Source organism: Nodosilinea sp. FACHB-141, from assembly GCF_014696135.1.
Lineage (GTDB): Bacteria > Cyanobacteriota > Cyanobacteriia > Phormidesmidales > Phormidesmidaceae > Nodosilinea.
The window spans coordinates 402852-427489 of the sequence record NZ_JACJPP010000011.1 but is presented as its reverse complement, the minus strand read 5'-3'; the positions used below and the strand labels follow the sequence as shown (position 1 = coordinate 427489).

Genomic DNA, 24638 nt, shown 5'->3' with positions numbered 1-24638 from the left:
TTAGGAAAATGAATCATTATTAAGACAGATCTTCTGATTGTTTTCACAGCTTCCAGAATTAGTCGGTGAACCGAAATACATAATATGGGTTAACGGCGAGACTCACTCTAGATTATGAGTATCAGCGATCGCCCCTCTTGAGCAAAATCAAGCGCATGCGATCGCCGCTAAATAGCAAAGGTCGCGGGCCTCATCTGCCGGTAAATGGTCGAAGAGTATGCCACGAGGCTTAAGCGGGAGGGTGCTTTGGGCTGACAAAGGCTATAGCAGCGATGCTTTGCCCTCGCCGTGTGGCTGATGATTGGGACTAAGCTAAGGTCATTAGCTCCTTAGCAAAGCATTTGAGCCCTTGCCCAAACGCTGGAAGGTGGAACGTCCATTAAGCGGGCTGAACTGGCATCGACGTGGGCCTCAACTGTCGCTTCGGGCACTCTCTACCTTAGTGAGTAGGGTCAACCGAACCTCTTAGTACAGAGATCGCCGCTTGTGGAATTCGTCGTCTCGGTCAAAAATTGCCTTTAAGTAACCCATAGTTGAACCACCACCGAACCGCCATGACGACGATTCTGGAACAGGGTAATATCTCGATCCATACCGAGAATATTTTTCCGATCATCAAAAAAGCGCTCTACTCCGAGCACGAGATCTTTCTTCGGGAGCTGGTTTCTAACGCCGTCGACGCCATCAAAAAGCTCTCCATGGTGGCGCGATCGGGCGAGTACTCCGGCGATATCAGTGCCCCCGAGATTGAAATTAAGTTTGACAAAGACAAGAAGACCCTCAGCATCTCCGACACCGGCATCGGTATGACCGCTGAGGAGATCAAAAAGTACATCAACCAGGTAGCCTTCTCCAGCGCCGAAGAGTTCATCACCAAGTACAAAGACAGTGCTGCCGAAGACCCAATCATTGGTCACTTTGGCCTCGGCTTTTACTCATCGTTCATGGTGGCCTCCACCGTTGAGATTGACACCTTCTCCTATAAAGAAGGGTCCGAAGCTGTGCACTGGAGCTGCGACGGCTCGACCCAGTTTGAGCTGAGCGCCTCCGATCGCACCACTGTCGGCACCACCATCACCCTTACCCTGATGGAGGGCGAAGAAGAATATCTGGAGCCCGCCCGCATTCGGCAGTTGATTAAGACCTACTGCGACTTCATGCCAGTGCCGATCAAGATTGACGGCGAGGTCGTTAACAAGCACGAAGCCCCCTGGAAGCAATCGCCCAGTAGCCTCACCGACGAAGACTACCTGGAGTTCTACCGCTACCTGTATCCTTTCCAGGAAGACCCGCTGCTGTGGATTCACCTCAACACTGACTACCCCTTCGTGGTCAACGGCATTCTCTACTTTCCGAAGCTCAAGCCCGACATCGACATCACCAAGAGCAGCATTAAGCTCTACTGCAACCAGGTCTTCGTCACCGACAATTGCGAAGAAGTGGTGCCCCGCTTCCTACTGCCCCTACGCGGCGTGATCGACAGCACCGACATTCCGCTGAACGTGAGCCGGAGCTTCTTGCAGGGCGATCGCACCGTGCGCCGCATCGCCGACTACATCGCCAAGAAAGTGGGCGACAGCCTCAAAGCTCTGTACCGCGACGACCCCGCCAAGTACATTGCCAGTTGGCAAGACCTGGGCAACTTCGTCAAATTTGGCTCCCTCAACGACGACAAGTTCAAAGAGCAAGTCAAAGACATTCTCATCTTCCGCACCACCGCCAAACTGGGTGATACCGAGGCCGCTAAGGTCGAAGTGCAGACCGATGAGGGCGACGCCTGGTCAGAAGTGTCGGACAATAAGCCCGCCACCGATGCCAAGGGCAACTTCTACACCACCCTGCAAGAGTACCTAGAGCGCAACAAAGACAAGCACGAAAATCGCGTCTTCTACGCCACCGACGAAGTCTCCCAGGCCACTTACATTGAGCTATTCAGGAGCCAGGGCCTTGAGCTGCTGTTCATGGATTCGTTCATCGACACCCACTTTATTCCGACCCTGGAGCGCGAATACTCCGACGTGAAATTCGTCCGCGTCGATGCGGATCTGGATGACACCCTGCTCGATAAAGAGAAGCAGAGCGAAATTGTAGACCCAGCCACCAACAAAACCCGCGACGACCAGATCAAAGAGATGTTTGAGCAGGCGATCAATCGCCCTCGCGTGAACGTCAAACCCCAGGCGCTGAAAGGCGAAGGCGCACCCCCGGCCATGGTGCTGCTGCCTGAAGAAGCCCGCCGCATGCAGGAAACCATGGCAATGATTCAGCAGCAGGAGATGCAGTTCCCCGACGACCACGTGCTGATGGTGAACACGGCTCACCCGCTGATTCAAAACCTGCTAGGTCTGAGCCAGAGCACGATTATTGGGGCCGACGGGGGTAGCTCTCCGGCGGGTGATATGGCGACGATGATCTGCAACCAAATCTACGACACGGCGCTAATGGCTCAAAAGGGCTTTGATGCCAACGGCATGAAGACCTTTGTGGAGCGATCGAACACACTGCTGACCAAGCTCACCGAGCGATAGAGCGGTAAGAAAGTTACTCTATTGATAGATCCCCGGTTTCTTAAAGAAATCGGGGATTTTGGGTTTTTAACAGAACTAAGGCAGCGATGAGTCAGGAGTATTGGGAACTTCAAAAATACACGACATCACAGGGGGCTTGCCCCTTTGATGAGTGGTTTGCGAACCTAGATGCTCAAACCCAGGCCCGAATTGATGTTCGGCTTGACCGAGTCAGTCTAGGAAATTTTGGCGATCGCAAGAGCGTTGGCGAAGGGGTTTATGAGCTACGGTTCTTTTTTGCCCCGGCTATCGGGTCTACTATGGTTTAGCAGGCAGGCGAGTTGTACTGTTGTTGGTCGGCGGCGATAAGAAAGGTCAGAATAAAGATGTTCAGACAGCGCAACGGCTCTGGGCAATGTATCAGGATGAACAGCGGGAGGGTTGAATAATGCCAGTGAAAGATTATCGAACTGACTTGCTGGTGAGGTTAGCTAACCCAGACTATGCAGCTCTGTACCTAAAAACTGCTTTGGATGAGGCATTGAAGGATGGCAACAGGGAAGCTTTTGTGTTGGCCTTAAGAAATGTAGTTGAAGCTAGGCAGATCACGCAAGAGAGCAATACTGATGGCCATAGTAAGCCTCTACAAAGGGTCTTAGCAGAGGGAGAAAACCCAACTCTTGAAACCTTTGTGGCTGTGCTCAACGCTGTGGGTCTCACCATCGATTTGAAGCCCGCTTGAGCGTGTTATTAATAGAAAGATAGGCGAAAGAATAGCAATTCCTTTGACAGGTTGCCATGGTAATTAACTTTGAATTAGCTTCAATTTGAGTAAATAAATTCAGAAAGCAACTACTATTAATTAAACAGATTTTATCGAGAAATGAGTTGTAAATAGGCTTGCTTTTAGTTAGATGAGAATTAAGCTTTCTATAAGATATCCATCACAGTCAAGTATTTCTGGATGACTCATAGACATTGGCAAACTGTTACAGGAATTGTAGAGCATGGCCACCAAGTAGCTTCCGGCTCTGCTGCAAATTGTCCCTATCCTAGCGGGACAATTGAAATGCAAATGCCGTTTTTTGCAGCTTTAGGGTTAGATCTAACAGAATACTTTAAAGGAACACTCAATATTTCGATTAATCCCAGAACCTTTCAGCTCACCGATCCTGAACTCACATTTCGCCAGGTCGAGTGGACCGATCGCCATCCTCCCGAAGACTTTTCCTTCTCTCGCTGTCGGGTTTTGTTCCAAACCTCAACTTATAACAGCTGGATCTACTACCCTCACCCAGAGACCAAAAAGCGCAACTTTCAGAATCCTTCCATCATTGAAATAATTGCGCCACCCATACCAAATATCAAATACGGAGACAGGGTCAAGATCGAGTACAACCCGCTAGAAGTTTCTGCAAATTAGCAATTCAACGAGTTAGATGAATCCTTTAGAAGCGTTCTTTGACCAAGCTGCCAGAGCGTAGTTATTTATCAAACTTACCATCCCAACAGGCTATCTCTATCTCTTAAACAGCTAAAGGTAACGATATTTGCACAGGTCAAGGCTCTCTTTATAGAAGTCGTTGACTCTATTAATTATGTATGCCATGATTTCGCCATCGCAGTGCCCGAGACGATAAATCGGTTCTTAACCTTCGTTTATTGAAGTTCTCACAAGCCGGATTGTAGACAGTCGCTATATCAATTAGCGCTGGTCTATTTGTGAGTTTTGGGCGAAATAGAACACAGACTAGGCGACCGTGATTGAATGCAAACCGTTGAGGCTGCCCTATGGTTTACTTGCTGGCGCTGCTGATAGGCATCATTGCCGGTCTACGCACCATGACCGCGATCGCCGCTGTCAGCTGGGCCGCCTACCTGGGCTACCTTAACCTTGACGGCAGTTGGCTCGCTTTCCTGGGCTACCGTTTCACCCCCTGGATCTTATCGGCGCTGGCACTGGGCGAATTCGTCACCGATCAACTTCCCTTTACGCCTAGTCGCAAGGTTCCGGTCCAGTTTGGCGCTCGCATTGTCAGTGGAGCCCTCTCAGGGGCAGCGATCGCCCTACCCAGCGGCACGTGGGTAGGCGGACTAATTGCCGGTATTGTTGGTGCGGTAATTGGCACACTGGGCGGCGCGGCAGCCCGGTCTCGGCTCGCTAAAGCCCTAGGCCGCGACCTACCGGCGGCGCTGATCGAAGATGCGATCGCCATAGTTGGCGCAGTTTTAGTCGTGGGGTTGCTGTAATGACTCAATCCTTTGATGCGCTGATCATTGGGGCTGGTCAAGCGGGGCCACCGCTGGCTGGACGGCTGACTGCGGCGGGCATGACCGTAGCGCTGATTGAGCGACATCTGTTTGGCGGCACCTGCGTCAACACCGGCTGCACGCCGACCAAAACGCTGGTTGCCAGCGCCTACGCGGCGCACTTAGCCCACCGCGCCGCCGACTATGGCGTGGTGATCTCGGGCGCGATCGCGGTCGATATGGCCCAGGTCAAGGCGCGGGTTAACGCCGTGGTCGCCAACTCCCGCAGTGGGCAGGAAGCTTGGCTCGGCAGCATGGAGCGCTTGACCGTATTCCGTGGTCAGGCTCGCTTTGAAAGCGCAAACACCCTGCGGGTCGGCGACGAACTCCTGACCGCGCCGCAAATTTTCATCAATGTGGGCGGGCGGGCGCGGGTGCCCAAAATGCCCGGCATCGAGAAGATCGACTATCTGACCAATACCTCCATGCTGGCGCTCGACAGTCTGCCCCGTCATTTGGTGATAGTGGGCGGCAGCTACATCGGCCTAGAGTTTGCCCAGATTTACCGTCGCTTCGGAGCAGCGGTAACGGTGGTTGAAAAAGGCCCGCGCCTGGTTTCTCGGGAGGATGAAGACATATCCACCGCAATTCGAGACGTGCTCGAAGCCGAGGGTGTGCAGGTGCGCACGGGGGCCGAATGCATTGCCTTTGCCCCCCATGCTGACGGCGCGTCGGTACACCTTGACTGCACCGACGGTGAACCCGAGGTGATTGGCAGCCACGTCCTGCTGGCGGTAGGGCGCCAGCCCAACACCGACGATCTGGGCCTCGATCGCGCCGGTATCGCCATAGACGAGCACGGCTACATCACCGTCGATGACCAACTCCGCACCAGCGTGCCGGGCATTTGGGCCTTGGGCGACTGCAATGGCCGAGGTGCCTTCACCCATACCGCCTACAACGATTTTGAGATTGTCGCCGCCAATCTGCTCGATGGTGAGGCTAGGCGGGTGAGCGATCGCATTCCCGCCTACGCTCTCTACACCGACCCTCCCCTGGGGCGCGTCGGCATGACCGAGGCCCAGGCGCGAGCCACTGGCCGCCCCCTGCTGATGGGCACTAGACCGATGACAAGAGTGGGGCGCGCCATTGAGAAGGGCGAGAGCCAGGGCTTAATCAAAATTGTGGCCGATGCCGGGACCCAACGCATTTTCGGAGCGGCAATTTTGGGCGTTGGCGGCGATGAGGCCATTCACGGACTGATCGACATCATGACTGCCGACCAGCCCTACACCACCCTGCAAAGGGCAGTGCCCATTCACCCCACGGTGTCTGAGCTGCTCCCCACAGTGGTGGGCGAAATGCAGCCGCTTTCGCCCACCTGAAGACACCGCCCCCGCCTAATAGGGCCACTGCCAGTTGACGATTTCATCCTGATCTTTGCCCTCGGTGTGGGCATAGGTAAGGCACTCAATGATCTTGTTCTTCATCTTCTCCTTCACGTGGGCCGCCGCCGAACCCAGCTTGGGCACCCGGTCGATCACGTCGATCACCAAGTTGAAGCGATCGATCTCGTTGTTAATCGCCAGCTCTAGCGGGGTGTTGATGTTGCCCTGCTCTTTATAGCCCCGCACGTGGATGCGGTCTTGGTTTGAGCGGCGATACACCAGCTTGTGAATCAGCCAGGGATAACCGTGGAAGTTGAAGACAATCGGCTTGTCCGGAGTAAATAGTGAGTCGAAGTTGCGATCGCTGAGCCCGTGGGGGTGCTCCCCAGACGAAATTAAGGTAAATAGGTCAACCACGTTGACAAACCGCACCTTCAAGTGGGGAAACTCTTCTCGCAGAATAGCGGTCGCCGCCAGCGATTCTTTGGTAACGATGTCGCCGCAGCAGGCCATCACCACGTCAGGATTATCCGGCTCGGTGCCGCAGTCGTCGTTGCTGGCCCAGTCCCAAATGCCCAATCCCTTAGTACAGTGGGTCACCGCCTGCTCCATATTGAGGTACTGGAGGTGGCTCTGCTTGTCGGAGACAATCACGTTGATGTAGTCGATGCTGCGGAAGCAGTGGTCGGCCACCGACAGCAGGCAATTGGCATCGGGCGGAAAGTAAACCCGCACCACGTCAGGGCTTTTGTTGGTCACCAAGTCGACATAGCCGGGGTCTTGGTGGCTAAAGCCGTTGTGGTCTTGTCGCCACACCAGCGACGACAGCAAAATATTCAGTGACGACACCGATCGCCGCCAGGGCACGTGGTTTTTGCAGATATCCAGCCACTTGGCATGCTGGTTAAACATCGAGCTGACCACATGGGCAAAGGCTTCATAGCTGTGAAACATGCCGTGGCGACCCGTGAGCAAATAGCCCTCCAGCCAGCCCTGAAGGGTGTGCTCGCTAAGCATCTCCATCACTCGGCCGTCCTGCGACAGTTCGCCACCATCGAGGTCTTCGGGCAAAAAGTCAGCCATCCAAGCCTTTTGGGAGACCTCGTATACCGGGTTCAGCCGGTTAGAGGCCGTTTCATCCGGTCCCATCAAGCGGAAGTTGTTGGGGTTGTCGCGCATAATCTCGCGCATCAGAATGCCCAGGGCCTTGGTATTCTCAAACTCCACGCTGCCGGGCTTGGGCACGTCGATCGCATACTCGCGGAAGTCAGGCATCTTCAGCGCCTTCCGCAGCATACCGCCGTTGGCGTTTGGGTTATCGCCCATGCGGCGGTGGCCCACCGGGGACAAATCCTTCAGCTCAGGAATTAGGCTACCGTTTTCGTCGAACAGTTCCTCAGGGTCGTAGCTGCGCATCCACTCTTCGAGCAGGCGCAGGTGTTCGGGGTTACTGTGCATGCCGCCCATCGGCACTTGGTGGGCCCGCCAAAACCCCTCTACTTTGTGGCCATCCACCTCTTTAGGTCCCGTCCAGCCTTTGGGGGTGCGCAGCACAATCATTGGCCAGCGAGGGCGCTCCTGGTTGCCGTTGACGCGAGCGTTTTGCTGAATGTCTTTGATCTTGAGAATGCACTCTTCCATGACCGCAGCCATTTGCTGATGCACCTCGGCCGGGTCGCTGCCCTCGACAAAATAGGGCGTGTAGCCATAGCCCACAAACAGCGCCTCCAGCTCTTCGTGGGAAACCCGCGAGAGGATAGACGGATTGGCAATCTTGTATCCGTTCAGGTTGAGAATGGGCAGCACCGCACCGTCGCGGGCCGGGTTGATAAATTTGTTGGAGTGCCAGGAGGTGGCTAGAGCCCCCGTTTCTGCCTCTCCGTCTCCCACAACGCAGGCGACGATTAGCTCGGGGTTGTCGAGGGCGGCCCCAAAGGAGTGCGAGAGGCTATAGCCCAGTTCGCCCCCCTCGTGAATCGAGCCAGGGGTTTCGGGGGTAACGTGGCTGCCAATGTGGCCAGGGAACGAAAACTGTTTGAAGAAGCGGCGCATGCCGTCTTCATCCATGCTCTTATCGGGATAGATCTCAGAGTAGGTGCCTTCTAAATAGACCGGCCCCAGTACCCCTGGCGCACCGTGGCCTGGCCCAGCCACAAAGATCATATTGAGGTCGTACTTTTTGATCAGCCGGTTGCAGTGGATGTAGGTAAAGCTCAGGGCGGGCGAAGCTCCCCAGTGGCCCAGCAGGCGGTGCTTGACGTGCTCAGCCTTGAGGGGTTCCTTTAGCAGAGGGTTACTGCGCAGGTAGATCATGCCTACGGCGAGGTAGTTGCAGGCTCGCCAATAGGCGTGCGTTTTGCGCAATTCCTCATCGGTGAGGGGCTTGGTTTGGGGCGGGGAGGCTACTACCATGGCGTTAATTCCAGCAAAAGTGCTCGCTATCTCTGAAGCATTAAAAACAGGGTTTTCGTGCCTAGGTAACGTTCTAGAGCATTTTCTATTGTCTAGACAATACTTTCTTGAAACTAAGTTTTGATTAAGATAGCCAAAAAGTCTACGAACTTTACCAGGCAAGCCTTTGAAGCTTGTCAGCGATCGCAATTCATAGTTTTATTTCTATGCCTCTAAAGAATTATTTACGCCTCAAAACTGACCCTAAGATAGGTGCGATCGCTCCTTGGTCAACTCCACAAAACGAGTTGAACCAGCTACTTTTTGTAGGCATTGCTACAGCTATTTCGTAATGCTGATTGGGCGCTATAGCTAGGGCCGTAGATAATACATTAGGGTCTGCACCAGCTCTGGGGCTAGACCCAGACGACGCTGGAGATCGGCTAGATCTTGGTAGGGGCCGCGCTGCGATCGCTCCTGCACTACCGCTTGGGCCAGCGCGAGAGGCATACCTGGCAGGCCACACAGTTGCGAGAGGGTGGCCTGGTTTAAACTCACCGTGGGCAGAGTACCGCAGTGCTCCTCGTAGTAGCAAAACGACAGTACCGCAGCCAGGGGGGTCAGCTGGGACGGGGCCGTTCCCAAGGCCGCCGCCAGATCTTCTAGGCAATGAAACTGCACTCCAGCCTGGCGCAGGCGCACCAACCCTTGGGCTTGGCGAATCGACAGCCCAGGCAACCGCAGCCAGTCATCAACCGTCGCCCGGTTTACATCCAGAGTGAACCCCAGCTTGGCTGCCACCTCAACCTCCTGGTAAGACTGGAGCCGATAGTTCGGTTGGCTCAGGCGAGCCGCCAGGGGATGTAACTGTGCCTTCAGGCCTTGCCAACGTTTTAGCACTGTCGCATCCCTAGGCCACTTGATCTAAAAGCTGACGTCGCTTCTGCTCAAACTCCAGCTCCGAAATCAGCCCCTCCTGGCGCAGGGTGTCTAGCTCCCGCAGGGCCACCCCAAGGGCGCTAATCTGGGCTGGGTCAAGGCCCCCCTTAGCTTGACTGGTGGAAGACTCTGATGGGGCAAAGGCACTAAGAGGTTGGGCCATTAGCATAAGACCTTCAACGGCACAGGCAACTCGAGGAAGGGGAGTCCAGCTCAGGAGCAGATAGAGAGTGCCCCAAAAGGGCTGGCCTAGGTAAAACTTGTGGAATCCTGACACTGGGGCTAATACCCCCAGCCACGCTAGAATGACGGCTGTTCGACGGGAACGCTCTGCCAACATCATTGCCCTTCGCTATCGTATGGAGCCCATAGAGGCTAAAGCTTTGCACTAGCTTGTGAATTCAGTATAAGACGGGCGTAAAGAATCGACATTGCCCTCCGGATTCTGATCCGCCGTTCTCACGAGTTCCGCAACAATAGAATAAACTCCTCTAGTTCTGCCCCCTGAATGCCCCACGCTGCCTTCTCCCCCGAATGGCTCAACCGTTTCACCGATCCCTATGCGCTACTGGGTGTGTCAGTAGCAGCCGATGAGCGTCGCATTCTCAAGCGCTACCGGGTGGTAGCCAAACAGCTGCACCCCGATGCCTTAGTCGATGTGCCGGCCGAGCTGCGCCAGCTGGCCGACCAGGTGCTGCCCAAGCTAGTCAACCCCGCCTACCAGCGCCTCAAGCAAGACAAGGGCCGCAACGAGGTACTGGCGGCTCTCCGCTTCAAGGTGCGCCGCCTCAGCCGCGATCAGCAGCTCCAGCCCACCAGCAAACCCGGCAAGTATCTGCTAGATGTGGCCGAGGCCGAGGTAGACGTGTTTTACGAGCAGGCGGTCGATCAGCTCTGCGATCGCCAATATGCGTCTCTAGCCGAGTTTGAAGCTTGCACCCAGCAGCTCAGCGAACTCAACCTGGTGTACCTGCGCCGCAAGATGGGTGAGCCAGTGATTCGCGAAAAGCGTAGTGGGCTTGTAGCTGCCACCGCGATCGCATCTGATTCCCTAGCAGACCACCCTGCTAACAACGGCAAGTCATCGGGGCAGGCCTATGCCGATCGCCACTACGGCCGAGCCCAAGAATATCTCAAGGGTAAAAACGTTCAGGCCGCTATTCAAGAACTCAAGGATGCCCTGAAAATTGACCCTCAAAACAGCAGCTACCACTGCCTAATGGGCCAGGCCTATCTGATGCAAAAGCTGCCCGGCATGGCCAAGGTGCACTTTAAACAGGCGCTGCGCCTCAACCCCAACAACGCTGTGGCCCTGAAATATGCCCGGCAGCTCAACCTCACCATGACGGATCCCCCGCCTCGTCCTGCTGCCACACCCACGCAGGACAACCCTAAGCAGCCGGATAGCAAACCATCAGACAGCCCTAAGCGATCGCTGTTTGGCAAGCTATTTTCTAAAGGTCCTAGCCGTTAAGCACGAGGCAATCCCCAGACACTCCTTGGGTTTAGGGAATGATTGGCAACAAAGCCTACAGCACAGCGGTACAACCCATGTAATAAAATCGCAACGCTATCTATGATCGAATATAGATAGATCCCCGTCGCGATCGGAGAGCCCAAGCCCTGTGAACAGCTTTAATGCCAAGACCCACCTCACCGTAGGCGATACCACCTACACCATTTACAGCCTGCCCGCTGCGGCAGCAGCCCTAGGCGATATCAGCCGCCTGCCCTTCAGCCTCAAGGTGCTGCTCGAAAACCTGCTCCGCCACGAAGACGGGCGATCGGTCACGGCGACAGATGTGCAGGCGGTAGCCGACTGGCTAACGGAGAAAACCTCCAACCGCGAGATTGCCTACCGTCCGGCACGCGTACTGATGCAAGACTTTACCGGCGTGCCCGCTGTGGTCGACCTGGCCGCCATGCGCGACGCCATGGTTAACCTGGGCGGCGACCCCGACAAAATCAACCCCCTCTCTCCGGTCGATCTGGTCATTGACCACTCGGTGATGGTCGACTCCTTCGGCAGTGCCGATGCCTTTGGCCAAAACGTCGAGAAAGAATTTCAGCGCAACTTTGAGCGCTATGCTTTTCTGCGCTGGGGCCAGAGCGCCTTCGACAACTTCCGCGTGGTGCCACCGGGCACCGGCATTTGCCACCAGGTCAATCTGGAATACCTGGCCCAGGTAGTGTGGACTAAATCCGAAAATGGCGAAACCATTGCCTACCCCGACACCTTGGTGGGCACCGACAGCCACACCACCATGATCAACGGCCTCTCGGTATTGGGCTGGGGCGTAGGCGGCATTGAAGCCGAGGCCGCTATGCTGGGTCAGCCGATCTCGATGCTGATTCCTGGGGTGGTGGGCTTTAAGCTCACCGGGCAGCTACCTGAGGGAGCTACCGCCACCGACCTGGTGCTCACTGTGGTGCAGATGCTGCGGGCCAAGGGCGTCGTTGGCAAATTTGTCGAATTTTATGGCGATGGCCTCGACCACCTCACCCTGGCCGATCGCGCCACCATTGCCAACATGGCTCCCGAGTATGGGGCCACCTGCGGCTTCTTCCCCATCGATGGCGAAACCATCCGCTACCTAGAGTTCTCGGGCCGCGACCCCGAGCGCGTCGCCCTAGTCGAAGCTTACGCCAAAGCCCAAGGTCTCTGGCGCGATGCTGCCGCCCCCGAACCCGTCTTCACCGACTTCCTGGGGTTAGACTTGGCCACCGTAGAACCATCCCTGGCTGGGCCAAAGCGGCCTCAAGATCGCGTCACCTTGGCGGCCCTGGCTCAGCAGTTCAAAGAAAGCGACTTCCCCGGCTTTAGCGGCAAGCCCTACGCCGAGAAGCAATCCGTCCCTGTGGCTGGTACCAACTACTCACTGACCGACGGTGACGTAGTGATCGCCGCCATCACCAGCTGCACCAACACCTCCAACCCCTCGGTGATGATTGGGGCCGGGCTAGTGGCTCGCAAAGCTCGGGCCAAGGGCCTCACCGTCAAACCGTGGGTTAAAACCTCCCTCGCCCCCGGCAGTCAGGTGGTGAGCGACTACCTCGAAAAGGCCAACCTTCAGGAAGACCTGGATGCCCTGGGCTTTAACCTAGTGGGCTATGGCTGCACCACCTGCATCGGCAATTCTGGCCCTCTGTCTGGCCCCATTGCTAGCGCCATTGATGGCAACGACCTGGTGGTGGGTGCAGTGCTGTCGGGCAACCGCAACTTTGAGGGGCGTGTGAGTCCTCACACCAAGGCTAACTATCTGGCCTCGCCGCCGCTGGTGGTGGCCTATGCGATCGCAGGCAACCTCGCCATCGACCTCAAAACCGACCCCATCGGCCAAGATCCCGAAGGTCGTCCCGTCTACCTTAAAGACATCTGGCCCACTAGCGCCGAAATCTTTGAGGTGATGACCGCAGCCCTCACCCCCGACATGTTCCGCAGCCGCTACAGCAACGTGTTCACCGGTACTGCCGACTGGCAGCAGATCGCCACTCCTGAAAGCCAGACCTACACTTGGAGCGGCGACAGCACCTACGTGCAAAATCCGCCCTACTTCACCGATATGGCCCCCAGCGTCAACGGTCAGGCTTTTGCTGACATCATTGGTGCCCGGCCTTTGGCGATTTTGGGTGACAGCATCACCACCGACCACATCTCCCCCGCTGGGGCAATCAAGACTGACAGCCCCGCCGGCAGCTACCTGGTGGGCAACCACGTCACCGCTGCCGACTTCAACTCCTACGGGTCGCGCCGGGGCAACCACGAGGTGATGATGCGCGGCACCTTCGCCAACATTCGCCTCAAGAATGAAATGGTGCCCGGTTCCTCTGGCGGCGTGACCAAATACATGCCCGACGGTACCGACATGTCCATTTATGATGCCGCCATGAAGTACCAGGCCAGCGGTACCCCCCTCGTGGTAATCGCGGGCAAAGAGTACGGCACCGGGTCCTCCCGCGATTGGGCGGCCAAGGGTACCCGACTGCTGGGGGTTAAAGCCGTGGTAGCCGAGAGCTTCGAGCGTATTCACCGCTCTAACCTAGTCGGCATGGGGGTGCTGCCTTTGCAGTTTAAAGACGGTTTGCACCGAGGCATGCTGCACCTCGACGGCAGCGAAACCTTTGACCTTACGGGGCTCAGCGGTGGCATTCAGCCCGGCATGACCGTCAACCTAGTGATTCACCGGAGCGGCAACGACAGCACCACCGTACCGCTGCTGTGCCGCATCGACACCCTAGATGAAGTGGAGTACTTCCGTCACGGCGGCATCTTGCCCTACGTGCTGCGGCAGCTATTAGCCGCTTAAGGAGGCTCTGGAACCCTGACATTCTGTATCCGTCAAGGGCAGAAATACGCAGGTTCTCCTAATCAACTCATCAACGACTCGTTAAGACTCGTTGAAGATAGAGGCGTGGTCAAGTCAACCCCAGACCGCGCCTCCTATAGTTTGGACATTGTCAAGGGAATTCTGACAGTACCTATTGCCACTAACCATTACCAGGGATGCCGGTATGACCTCATCCATTGCCCCAGATCAGGATCCACAAGTAGTCGCAGAGCAGCTCTCTAATGAGGCGATAGACACCGCTCGGGTTGTTAGCGTGCCGTCTACTTTAACCGTTGTTGAGGCGGTCGAGTTTGAGCAACAGGTGAAGCACCACAGCCTAAGCCAACCAACCCCTGAAACTATCATTATTGACCTAAGCCAGACTCAGTTTATTGACAGTAGTGGCTTAGGGGCCCTAGTGATCTGCTATCGCACCTGCCAGACCAAGGGCATTGCCATGGTGCTGCGGGGAGTGCAAGAGCAGGTACGCATGGTGCTAGCCCTAACCGACCTCGAGCAGCTATTTACCTTTGAACCGGTTGCCGGTGAGCCCGAGACCCCTGTCCTCAAGCCCGAAATGAGATTTGTAGCGCTGACCACCCATCCCTCGGTGGCCTCGAAGGGCAAGCGCCTGCTGGATATCGTTGGAGCGTTAGTGGGTTTGGTGCTGACCGCAGTGTTGTCAGTGCCCATTGTGATTGCTATTAAGCTCGAAGATGGCGGCCCGATTTTCTTTAGACAAGTGCGCTGCTCGTGGATGGGCAAACGCTTCCACATTTGGAAGTTTCGCTCCATGGTGACCGATGCCGAAGCGCTCAAGGCCCAGGTCGAGAATGAAGTAGAAGGGCCGCTGTTTAAGAATGAAAACGACCCCCGCATTACTAAAGTGGGCCGTTTTCTGCGCCGCACCAGCCTCGATGAACTGCCTCAATTTTGGAACGTGCTGCGAGGCGATATGAGCTTGGTCGGCACCCGCCCGCCTACCCCCGACGAAATTGAGCAGTACAAAGTGCCTGAGTGGCAGCGCCTCGACGTAAAACCTGGCATGACCGGCGAGTGGCAGGTCAACGGCCGCTCTACGGTGAAAAAGTTTGAAGACGTGATTCGCATGGATCTCGATTACCAGAAGAACTGGAGCCTGGCCTACGACATCCAGCTAATCGTTAAGACAGTTTTGGTACTGTTTTCGAAGAAGGCTGGGGCATCGTAAAGCACCGTGGGAAAAAGTGGATAGGTGAGTGAGGTAGGCGGGCGGATAGCTGACCTGCCGAGAGACTCCTGAAAATCTTTATTCTCCTTGAGAATAAAGATTTTCCACTTTAGGGAAGCCGTCCGATCGCACCTGGGCTAGCAAGCCGCGATAGAGTAGTGGTGTTGAGGTAGCGGGCACGGTGGGCGGCATGGGGGTTCACGTTCTAGCGATCGCGGTTTGGTTGGGCAGCATCTCGCTGTATGGGGCCGCCTTCTTTTTCCCTGAGGTGCATCGTCGCCACGACTTTTTTTGGAGCGGGGTAGGGGCATTTTACGGCCTGGTGCTGTGGTTTAGCGCCGTTCAAACCTCGCCCACTGAGTTGCTCGGCCATTTGGCTAGCGTGGTGCTGTTAGGCTGGTTCGGTTGGCAAACTCTAACTCTGCGCCGCAAGCGCACGCCGCTAGATTTGCAGACGCCCGTTACCCGAGATTCCTGGGCGACCTTTGGGCGACAGCTGAAGCAGTGGACAGTCGATCTGCTGCGGGGCACTCCCCTGGGGCGCTGGCTGCCTCAGGCAGAGGACAGTAGAGTGCCGGGCAATCCGGCGATCGCTACCAGCGAAATTCGAGCGTCGTCCCTTAAGGATGTGGATTACGAATTTGTCGATGAGCTAGCGCCTAGCTCTCGTCGACCATCGTCCCCTAGGGCCATCTCGTCTGAACCTGTAGGCCACATTTCAGAACCCGTAGTTTTAGAGCCTGCCAAATCTCCGCCGTCACCACCGGTTAAAGCAGCGCGATCGCCGCAACCCCGCGCCTCGCAGGCTACGCCAATCGCTAAAAATTCTCAAACTTCCCCTAAAACTCCCCAGGCCAAGACCAAACAGAAGCCCTCTCCGATTGGGGGCAGGTTGGCCGGGTTAAAGGCATGGGTGGGAGACATTGTTAAAGCCAAAACCAGCCCTAAACCCAAACGAGCGGTAATCGAAATTCCGCCCCGGCCCTCGCCATTGGCCAAACCTAAGCGTCCACCTGCTGCTAACCCCGATCCCACTGCCAAAGGCAAATCAGACGTAGATTCATCCTCGACGGTGACTATCGTTGATACCGAGGCCACTGAGAGTTTTGACGGGTTTGAGGAAGGCGATCGCCGCCAGGATACTCGTTCCGAGTCGGTTCCCGTACCTGGGATACCACAGGATACAAGCTCGAGCCGCAACAGTTCGAGCATTCCAGAACCCGATGCCGTTAAAGAGACTAGCCCATACCCTCGAGCCCGCGAGGTCTCCAGCATTCCCGAAGCCGAGGAAGAGGAAAATTGGCCCAGCGACCTATAGGCTGCTCTCCCTGCCACTGAACGCCGAGATTAGCCCGACAATTGCCCTCAACCTGGCCTAATGTATAGAGATGGCTCACCAGAGATGGCCCCTAGCGATTGTCAGCGGGCCGAATCTGCCATAATGGCGCGAGCATCCTTCACCTTTAGTCAACCTCCGGCTGTGACAGACCCTAAAAGCTACAAAGACACCGTTCTGCTCCCCCAGACCAGTTTTGATATGCGGGCCAACGCCACCCAGCGCGAGCCTGAGATTCAAGCGTTTTGGGCCGAAAACCAGGTCTACGAAACTCTGTCGACCAGCAACCCCGGCGAGATTTTTGTGCTGCACGACGGGCCGCCCTACGCCAACGGCGATCTGCACATTGGCCACGCCCTCAATAAAATTCTCAAAGACACAATCAACAAATACCAGCTGCTCAATGGCCGCAAGGCGCGCTACATCCCAGGCTGGGACTGCCACGGCCTGCCGATTGAGCTGAAGGTGCTCCAAGCTATGGACCCGGAGGCGCGGGCCAACCTGACGCCGATCAAGCTGCGCTATAAAGCCAAAGCTTTTGCCCTTAAAGCGATCGATCGCCAGCGAGATAGCTTCAAGCGCTATGGCGTCTGGGGCGACTGGGATCACCCCTACCTGACCCTCACACCGGAGTACGAAGCGGCTCAAATTGAGGTGTTTGGGCAGATGTACCTAAAGGGCTACATTTACCGTGGCCTCAAGTCTGTTCACTGGAGTCCGACCTCCCAGACGGCCCTGGCAGAAGCCGAGCTGGAATATCCCGAAGGTCACACCTCCCCCAGTATCTACGCAGCATTTCCTATGGTGAGTGCGTCCCCCGACGCCAAGGCGGCATTGGAGCCGTACCTGGGCGAGCTGGGCGTAGCGATCTGGACGACGACTCCCTGGACAATTCCGGCCAACTTGGGGGTAGCGGTGAATGGGGAGCTGACCTACGCCGTAGTTGAGGTAGCGTCTGGGAAGCCGTTTAAGTACTTGATTATCGCCAAGGATCTGTGCGATCGCATGGCCCAGGTGCTCGGCTCCGAGCTCACCCTCAAGGCCGAAATCAAAGGCGCGGCCCTAGAGTACTCCACCTACCGCCACCCGCTGTTCGATCGCACCAGCCCCATTCTGATTGGCGGCGACTATGTCACCACCGAGTCGGGCACGGGCCTGGTGCACACCGCTCCTGGCCACGGCGACGAAGACTTCAAGGTGGGTCAGCGCTACGGCCTGCCCGTGCTTTGCCCCGTGGATGAAAAGGGCGACATGACCGAGGAAGCCGGTCCTTTCGCGGGGCTCAACGTGCTCACCAACGCCAACCCAGCGGTGATTGAAGCCCTGGAGAAAGCGGGTTCTTTGCTCAAGCACGAGCCCTACGTCCACAAGTATCCCTACGATTGGCGCACCAAGCAGCCCACAATTTATCGCGCCACCGAGCAGTGGTTTGCTTCCGTCGAGGGCTTCCGCGACGAGGCGTTAAAGGCGATCCAGTCGGTACAGTGGATTCCGGCCACGGGCGAAAACCGGATTACGGCCATGGTGGGCGATCGCTCCGACTGGTGCATCTCGCGCCAGCGCACCTGGGGTATGCCCATTCCCGTGTTCTACGACGAAGCCACGGGCGAACCCCTGCTCAACGAGACAACCTTGGCCCACATCAAGGCGATCTTTGCCGAAAAAGGCTCCGATGCCTGGTGGGAGCTGACCGAAGCGGAACTCTTGCCAGAACAGTACCGCAATAACGGGCACACCTACCGCAAGGGCACCGACACCATGGATGTGTGGTTCGACTCGGGCTCTTCCTGGGCAGCGGTGGCCCAGCAGCGCGGCGAGTTGGAATACCCAGTGGATATGTACCTGGAGGGTTCTGACCAGCACCGGGGCTGGTTCCAATCGAGCCTGCTGACTAGCGTGGCGGTGAACGGCTGCGCCCCCTACAGAACGGTGCTCACCCACGGCTTTGCCCTCGACGAGCAGGGCCGCAAGATGAGCAAATCCATCGGCAACGTGGTGGATCCGGCAATTGTGATCAACGGCGGCAAAAACCAGAAACAGGACCCGCCCTATGGGGCCGACGTGCTGCGCCTGTGGGTGTCGTCGGTCGACTATTCCTCTGACGTGCCCCTGGGAGGCAACATCCTCAAGCAGATGTCGGATGTGTACCGCAAGATTCGCAACACAGCCCGGTTTTTGCTGGGCAACCTGCACGACTTTGACCCAGCGAAGGACGCCGTGCCCTACGACCAGCTGCCCGAGCTCGATCGCTACATGCTGCACCGCATGACCGAGGTGTTTACCGACATCACCGACGCTTTCGAGACCTACCAGTTCTTCCGGTTCTTCCAAACCGTGCAGAATTTCTGCGCGGTCGATCTGTCGAACTTTTACCTGGATGCTGCCAAGGATCGGCTGTACATCAGTGCGGCAGATTCCTTCCGGCGGCGCAGCTGTCAGACGGTGCTGGCGATCGCGATCGAAAACCTGGCCCGCTCCATTGCCCCGGTGCTCTCCCACATGGCCGAAGACATTTGGCAAAACTTGCCCTACCCCACCGTCCACAAATCGGTGTTTCAAGCGGGTTGGGTGCAAATGGACGACCAATGGCAGCAGCCGGATCTGGCCAGTCTGTGGAGCCAGATTCGCACCGTGCGCCAGGACGTGAACCGAGTGCTAGAGCAGGCCCGTACAGCCAAGGATATTGGCTCATCCTTGGAAGCTAAAGCGCTGCTATATGTAGCCGATCCAGAACTGCGGGCGAAGCTGGCAGCGATGAATCCTACGGATGCAGTTGCCCCCGCCTCCAACCACGTGGACGAACTGCGCTACCTGTTCCTGGTTTCCCAGGTGGAGGTGCTGGATACTCCTGAAGCCCTAGCGAGCGTTAAGTGCAGTAGCGAGTCTGATTCCCTGGGCATTGGTGTAGTGGATGCCGAGGGTGAGAAGTGCGATCGCTGCTGGAACTACTCCATCCACGTGGGCGAGAGCAGCGATGACCCGACGATCTGCGATCGCTGCGTTGAAGCTCTAGCGGGCTCCTTTTAGCCGCTGGTCAATCTACAGGCTGCATGCGCTGGAGCAAATCCTGGCGGGTGAAGGGCTTTGGTAAGAAGCCCTGGAACCCCTGCTGTTCGGCTTTGGCGACGGCATCGACGGAGTTGAGGCCGCTCATGGCAACCACCCGCAGGTCTGGATTGATATGCTTCAGCAGCGGAATCGTTGCGAAACCATCCATCGTCGGCATCATTAGATCCATCAGTACGGTGTGGATGGTATCCACGTGCTCGCTCAGCAGGGCGATTGCGTCCTGCCCGCCGTGGGCCACCATCACCCGATAGTTGTGCAGTTCTAACACCGTGCGCACCGCGGCACAGACCGCGGGTTCGTCGTCTACTACCAGCACCGTTGACTGGCTACCATCAAGCAGGTTGGGGAGGGTAACAGCGGCAGGATTGGGCTCAAAGGTGGCCGGCAGATAGACCTGAAACTGGCTACCCTGGCCCACCTGGCTTTGCACGTCGATAAAGCCACCGTGACTTTCGACAATGCCCAGCACCGCCGATAGCCCCAGCCCCGTACCCTGGCCTAGGGCTTTGGTGGTGAAAAAGGGGTCAAAAATTTGATTGAGCACCGCTGGTCCCATGCCAGTGCCGGTATCGGCAACGGTAACTATAACGTAAGGGCCAGGCTGGGCCTGAAAATGCCGCTGGGCTGAGTCATGGTCTAGGGTCAGGTTCTTGGCAGTGATATGCAGGGTGCCGCCGGCTGGCATGGCGTCGCGGGCGTTGACACAGAGGTTCATAAACACCTGGTGCAGCTGGGTAGCGTCACCCCAAACCGGCCACAGACTATCTGGCACGTCGGCATAGACATCGATGGATCTGGGCAGGGTCTGCTGAACTAGCTTGCGGATGTCAGCCAGCAAATGGTGAACCTGGAGGGCAAAGCGCTTGCCCTCAACCCCTCGTGTGAAAGCGAGAATTTGCTTGACCAAGTCGGCCCCCGCTGGGCGCTGGCCTCTAAAATATCAAGCTTCCCCAGAATCCAGGAATCCATGTTCTTGAGCTTCAGCGGCAAGAGCTGCACCACCAGCAAAATCGGCGTCAGAATGTTGTTAAGGTCGTGGGCAATGCCACCGGCCAGAGTACCCAGACTTTCGAGCCGCTGCGATCGCAGGAACTGAGCCTCTAGCTGTTTTTTGTCGGTGATGTCCATATGAATGCCTAGCAGGCGTTCGCTGTGGGTCTCCACATCGCAAATCAGGCTGCTGTTGATCGTCAGCCAGTGCACTCGATCGCCGACCAAAATGCGAAACTCGGTTTTGAGCCCCTGCCCCTGCTGCAGCGCCCGCCTTAGCTCCTGAGTGACCCGCTCGGTGTCATCGGGGTGAATGGGCCAGGGCCAGCTGTCGCTAAAGCTGGCCATCATATCGGCTATGGGCCAGGGTACATCTGCGACCGGGTTTGAGGGGTCGCGATCGGGTGCGTCGACGCACCACTCGAAGGTGCCAATGCTGGCGGCGTTTTGAGCCAGGGTGAGGCGTTCTTGAATGCGCTGGCGCTGCTCAATCTCCTGGCGCAGGTTTCGGTTGGCCGCCTCTAGCTCGGCGGTGCGGGCCTGCACGCGGTCTTCCAAAATCTCGTTGGCATTGCGCAGGGCGTCTTCAGCCCGCTGCCGCTCGATCGCATAGAACAGCGATCGCACCAGCACCTCCTGCTGGAGCGATCGCTTCATCAAATAGTCTTGGGCACCGTGGCGCACGGCGGCCACCGCCAGAGCGTCATCGTTGGTGTTGGTCAGCACTACCACCGGCAGGCTTGGGGCTTCTTGTAGCAGCACATCCAATGAGTCGAGGCCGCTACTGTCGGGCAGGGTGAGATCGAGCAGGGCCACATCAAAGCCGTCTTGCCTTAGCCAGGCGATCGCTTCCCCCAGACACTTGGCGTGGCTGAGCTGAAAACGACTGCGGGGTGACCCTTTCAGCACCTCCTGCAAAAACCGGGCCTCGGCCAGATCATCCTCAATTAGCAGAACTCGCACCGCCGCCGGGTTTAGGGGGTACTCGAGGGTAGCGTCGCTGTTTCTAGCCAAAATGCCTCAATTCCTTGCACAATTTTGAACAACTGGGTCAAGTTGCGCGATTTTGAGATGTAGCAGTTGACGTGCAAGTCGTAGCTCTTGCAAATGTCCTCCTCGTTCCGCGAGGTGGTCAACACAATAATCGGAATGTGCTTGAGGGCGTCGCTGGCCTTGATGTCGGCCAGCACCTCCCGCCCGTCTTTCTTGGGCAAGTTGAGATCGAGCAAAATCAGGTCAGGGGTAGTGGCCTCAGCAAACTCCCCCTGACGGTGCAGGTAAGCCATCGCCTCCATGCCGTCCCGGGCGATCACAATCTCGCACGGGGCGGCGGTGCTCTTGAGGGCCTCCTGAATCAGGCGAATGTCGCCGCGATTATCCTCGACTAAAAAGATAGTTTTTGGCCTTGCGTCCGTTGCCATGGTTGCGATCGCGTCCTTCAACGGGGATGGTGAAATAGAAGGTTGCCCCCTGGTCAGGGACGGCCTCAACCCAGATGCGGCCTCGGTGGCACTCGACAATCTTCTTGCAAATGGCCAGCCCCATGCCCGAGCCAGCGTACTCGTCGCGGGTGTGCAGCCGCTGGAAGATGACAAAGATGCGCTCGGCAAACTGGGGGTCAAAGCCAATGCCGTTGTCTGCCACCGAGAACAGCCAGTGCTCCTCCTGGCGCTGCACCCCAACGTGAATCCGGGGCGTTTCACCAGGCTGGCGAAACTTGATCGCGTTGCCAATTAGGTTTTGGAACAGCTGCATCAGCTGGGTGCTGTCGGCGACGATGGTGGGCAGCGGGTCGACGGTAATGATCGCGCCGGTTTCGGCCACTCGCCCGCGCAGGTTGCCGAGGGCCTGGTCGAGGGCCTGCTGCACCTCCGTCAGCTGCCACTCGATGCCCTGGAGATCTACCTTACTGTAGGCCAGCACGTCGTCGATCAGGGTTTGCATCAGGCTCACCCCTTCTACCGCAAAGCCAATAAACTCTTTGCCGTCTTCGTCGAGCTTGGCATCATAGCGCATCTCTAAGAGCTGCACAAAGTTAGCTACCTGGTTGAGCGGCTCTTGCAGGTCATGGGAGGCTATGTAGGCAAACTTCTTCAGTTCGGCGTTCGATCGCTCCAGGTCGTTGGCCAGCAGGGCCAGTTCCTCCGCCTGGCGCAGCACGATGTTGACGATCGCCTTGCGCAGCTCCAGGGCCGCTTTAATTTCTACCGGCTGCCAGGGCAGCGATCGCAGGCTCACCGTCTCCTTCCACAGCTCAAACGACTGGCGCGGGCACAGCCATTGCTCCTCGCCCTCGCCCACCAGGGTATAGGCCTCGTTGGGGTTGCCGCCCCAGTTCACCGTCTGAATCACCTCCGGGCGGAACCACAGCACGTAGCTGCGCTTGGAGATAGCGATCGCCAGCAGACCGCTGGCCATATCCTTAAACCGCTGAGCTTCGGTGTAGTCCAGCGGCAGGGCGTTGGTCACCATAACATCCTGTTCGGTCGAGGTGCTCAGCCACTGCACCAGATAGTTCAGCTCCTCCTCGGGCGGAGTGCGGCCCAGGGTGGTCCACTGACCACCAAAGCAAATCGCCGCCCCCTTAGCTCCCACCAGATCCAGCAGGCTGGGGTCGTGGCGCACCAGCCCGTCAACAAAGTAATCTTCTCGCGCCATTTGATCAATTAGCGCTGACTGCACCGCGGCCAGCTTCAGGCGATAGCTTTGGTCAGCTTCTTCTTCTAGGGTCGAAATTTCAGCAAAAATCACCCGGCCCAAAAATTCACAGGCCTTGCGCAGCTCGTAGGGCACGTACTTGGGTGTCTTGTGGTGACAGGCAATCAGCCCCCACAGTTTCTGATCCTTCATCAGCGAAATGGTCAGAGAGGCCTCGACATTCATGTGGTGCAGATACTCGGTGTGGCAGCGGTAGGGCTGCCGCAAAATCGACATCACCAGGTCGGTGCCGTGCTGGGTGACGGGGTTGAGAGCGGGCACCAGTTCCACCGGCTCGGCGCTGGCGTTTGGAATTACCCGAATCCAGTTGGACAAAAACATCTTGCGGGCCGGCTTGGGCACGTCAGACTCAGGGAAGTGCAGGCCCAGGTAAACCTCCATGTCGTCAAGTTTTTCTTCGGCCAGCACTTCGCCGTGACCGTCATCATCAAACTTGTAGAGCATCACTCGATCAAAGCCCGTCACCTGCCGCACCTCGTGGACGATGATGCGGCAAAAATCCGCCAGGCTGGCCGTCCTCGCCTCCAGCTGCCCAATTGAGGCCCGCGCCAAGTGGTAAAAGCTCAGAAACGGGATGGCCTCGTTGGTTAGCGCTGGCTCCAGCTCTAGAATCAAAAAGCCTTCGCTATTGCGGTGGAAGATGGCGTCGTACACGGCGTAGTCATCGCCGCGACGGCGCACCCACACCTTGGTGGGGTTCAAGATGTCCAAATTTTCCTGGCGCAGGCCCGCTCGAATCTGATCCACCTGGTAGGCGTCGAACAGGTCATCTAGGGTTTGGCCCAGCACGTCCTCCGCCGCCAGGCCAAAGGCATCACGGGTGTTGCGACTCACCTGCACAATCGACAGGTCTGCCTCCCGCAGCACCAGCAACACCCCGTGGGGCTGCACCTGAGTCAGGGTGTGAATCTCGGGTTGTTTGAGATTCACCAGCTGGGCGTCGAGGTTCAGATTTCGAAGGGTCATAGCGATCGCTCTCCTAGGGAAAGTTGTGAGTGGGCTAGTCGGCAGTGTTCAGGCAAGTAAGTTTTAACCGTCTAGGGCAATGTTTAGTCCCGAAAAGGCCCTGCAATGCCGCGCCAAATAGAGCCTTAGAATGGCTCGACCAAATCAAGCATTAATGTCTCGCGTCAAGGTCTCAAGCAGTCTTAAGAACTAGGAAAAACAGCTTTCGGCTCGATCTCATCGATCGCAGTACAAACGTTAGCCTAGGTCCAATTGCTTAAATTTAGGACCCATTGAAAATCGAACGTTTGGCCTGGGAAAATCTCTGTGGTTGGGCAAGGAGGCTAGAAGGAACAGGGTTTCATGTATTGGCGCTGGCCAAAATCCTAGCCCAACCATCCGCTGCAAGTTAGAGCATCGTGCTCTGAAGTGGCTCTATTCAGCAGCATATCTTAGATAAATTGAGGCTTCAGAATAAGGTTATTAAGAAAATAGGAAATTTGCTTTTTAGGTAAATTTAGATTTCAATCACTCTCTCAAAGCAGACTTTCAACGAGGAAGAATACT

At 56.8% G+C, this 24638-nt stretch carries 17 protein-coding genes; 10 read left to right on the top strand and 7 right to left on the bottom strand.

From position 1 onward, the window contains the following. Positions 1-554: 554 nt before the first annotated feature. The 5 genes from htpG (at position 555) to H6F59_RS10465 (ending at position 6142) form a co-directional block, all read left to right on the top strand. Positions 555-2528 carry a molecular chaperone HtpG gene (htpG, locus tag H6F59_RS10480; protein ID WP_190698682.1) on the top strand — a complete coding sequence of 658 codons (1974 nt, stop codon included), beginning with the start codon at positions 555-557 and terminating at the stop codon, positions 2526-2528. A 427-nt stretch (positions 2529-2955) separates the two neighbouring features. After that, entirely contained in the window at positions 2956-3249 is a 294-nt protein-coding gene (locus H6F59_RS27605) for a transcriptional regulator (RefSeq protein ID WP_348251233.1), read from the top strand. Between the two features lie 222 nt (positions 3250-3471). Continuing rightward, on the top strand, positions 3472-3930 hold the full coding sequence (locus H6F59_RS10475; RefSeq protein WP_190698678.1) for a hypothetical protein: 459 nt from the start codon (positions 3472-3474) through the stop codon (positions 3928-3930). A gap of 368 nt (positions 3931-4298) precedes the next feature. Beyond that, positions 4299-4757 (top strand): DUF4126 family protein, encoded by a 459-nt coding sequence (locus H6F59_RS10470; protein WP_190698675.1) that lies wholly within the window; start codon positions 4299-4301, stop codon positions 4755-4757. Then, the gene (locus H6F59_RS10465; protein WP_190698671.1) at positions 4757-6142 is read left to right on the top strand and encodes an FAD-containing oxidoreductase; all 1386 of its coding nucleotides are present in this window, start codon (positions 4757-4759) and stop codon (positions 6140-6142) included. Before H6F59_RS10470 ends, H6F59_RS10465 begins: the two co-directional genes overlap by 1 nt. 15 nt (positions 6143-6157) lie before the next feature. Here the strand turns inward: H6F59_RS10465 and H6F59_RS10460 are convergent, their stop codons facing one another. The 3 genes from H6F59_RS10460 to H6F59_RS27600 all read right to left on the bottom strand — a co-directional run bounded on the left by H6F59_RS10460 (position 6158) and on the right by H6F59_RS27600 (position 9818). Then, a complete protein-coding gene (locus H6F59_RS10460) occupies positions 6158-8557 on the bottom strand; it encodes a phosphoketolase (RefSeq protein WP_190698668.1) in 2400 nt (799 codons plus the stop codon). Between the two features lie 351 nt (positions 8558-8908). Next, positions 8909-9436: a ComEA family DNA-binding protein gene (locus H6F59_RS10455; protein WP_313887177.1), complete on the bottom strand. Its 528-nt coding sequence runs from the start codon at positions 9434-9436 to the stop codon at positions 8909-8911. A 10-nt stretch (positions 9437-9446) separates the two neighbouring features. Beyond that, entirely contained in the window at positions 9447-9818 is a 372-nt protein-coding gene (locus tag H6F59_RS27600) for an NINE protein (RefSeq protein ID WP_190523220.1), read from the bottom strand. A gap of 165 nt (positions 9819-9983) precedes the next feature. Between H6F59_RS27600 and H6F59_RS10445 the strand changes: the two genes are divergently transcribed. The 5 genes from H6F59_RS10445 to ileS all read left to right on the top strand — a co-directional run bounded on the left by H6F59_RS10445 (position 9984) and on the right by ileS (position 19376). Next, positions 9984-10949, top strand: coding sequence for a tetratricopeptide repeat protein (locus H6F59_RS10445; protein WP_190698664.1), 966 nt, complete (start codon positions 9984-9986; stop codon positions 10947-10949). A 151-nt stretch (positions 10950-11100) separates the two neighbouring features. Further along, on the top strand, positions 11101-13782 hold the full coding sequence (gene acnA / locus H6F59_RS10440) for an aconitate hydratase AcnA (RefSeq protein WP_190698662.1): 2682 nt from the start codon (positions 11101-11103) through the stop codon (positions 13780-13782). 205 nt (positions 13783-13987) lie between these two features. Further along, entirely contained in the window at positions 13988-15013 is a 1026-nt protein-coding gene (locus H6F59_RS10435; protein ID WP_190698660.1) for an anti-sigma factor antagonist, read from the top strand. Positions 15014-15203: 190 nt separating this feature from the next. Further along, positions 15204-16331, top strand: a complete 1128-nt coding sequence (locus H6F59_RS10430; RefSeq protein ID WP_190698648.1) for a Ycf66 family protein — start codon at positions 15204-15206, stop codon at positions 16329-16331. A gap of 162 nt (positions 16332-16493) precedes the next feature. Continuing rightward, positions 16494-19376: an isoleucine--tRNA ligase gene (gene ileS / locus H6F59_RS10425; RefSeq protein ID WP_348251251.1), complete on the top strand. Its 2883-nt coding sequence runs from the start codon at positions 16494-16496 to the stop codon at positions 19374-19376. Positions 19377-19383: 7 nt separating this feature from the next. Here the strand turns inward: ileS and H6F59_RS26375 are convergent, their stop codons facing one another. The 4 genes from H6F59_RS26375 to H6F59_RS10410 are packed head-to-tail and all read right to left on the bottom strand — an operon-like array spanning position 19384 to position 24092. After that, positions 19384-20256 (bottom strand): response regulator, encoded by an 873-nt coding sequence (locus tag H6F59_RS26375; protein ID WP_242021377.1) that lies wholly within the window; start codon positions 20254-20256, stop codon positions 19384-19386. Continuing rightward, positions 20232-21422: a response regulator gene (locus H6F59_RS26370; RefSeq protein ID WP_242021376.1), complete on the bottom strand. Its 1191-nt coding sequence runs from the start codon at positions 21420-21422 to the stop codon at positions 20232-20234. Before H6F59_RS26370 ends, H6F59_RS26375 begins: the two co-directional genes overlap by 25 nt. Beyond that, on the bottom strand, positions 21383-21829 hold the full coding sequence (locus H6F59_RS10415; RefSeq protein ID WP_190523213.1) for a response regulator: 447 nt from the start codon (positions 21827-21829) through the stop codon (positions 21383-21385). Before H6F59_RS10415 ends, H6F59_RS26370 begins: the two co-directional genes overlap by 40 nt. Further along, a complete protein-coding gene (locus H6F59_RS10410) occupies positions 21783-24092 on the bottom strand; it encodes an ATP-binding protein (protein WP_190698636.1) in 2310 nt (769 codons plus the stop codon). Before H6F59_RS10410 ends, H6F59_RS10415 begins: the two co-directional genes overlap by 47 nt. Positions 24093-24638: the final 546 nt, after the last annotated feature.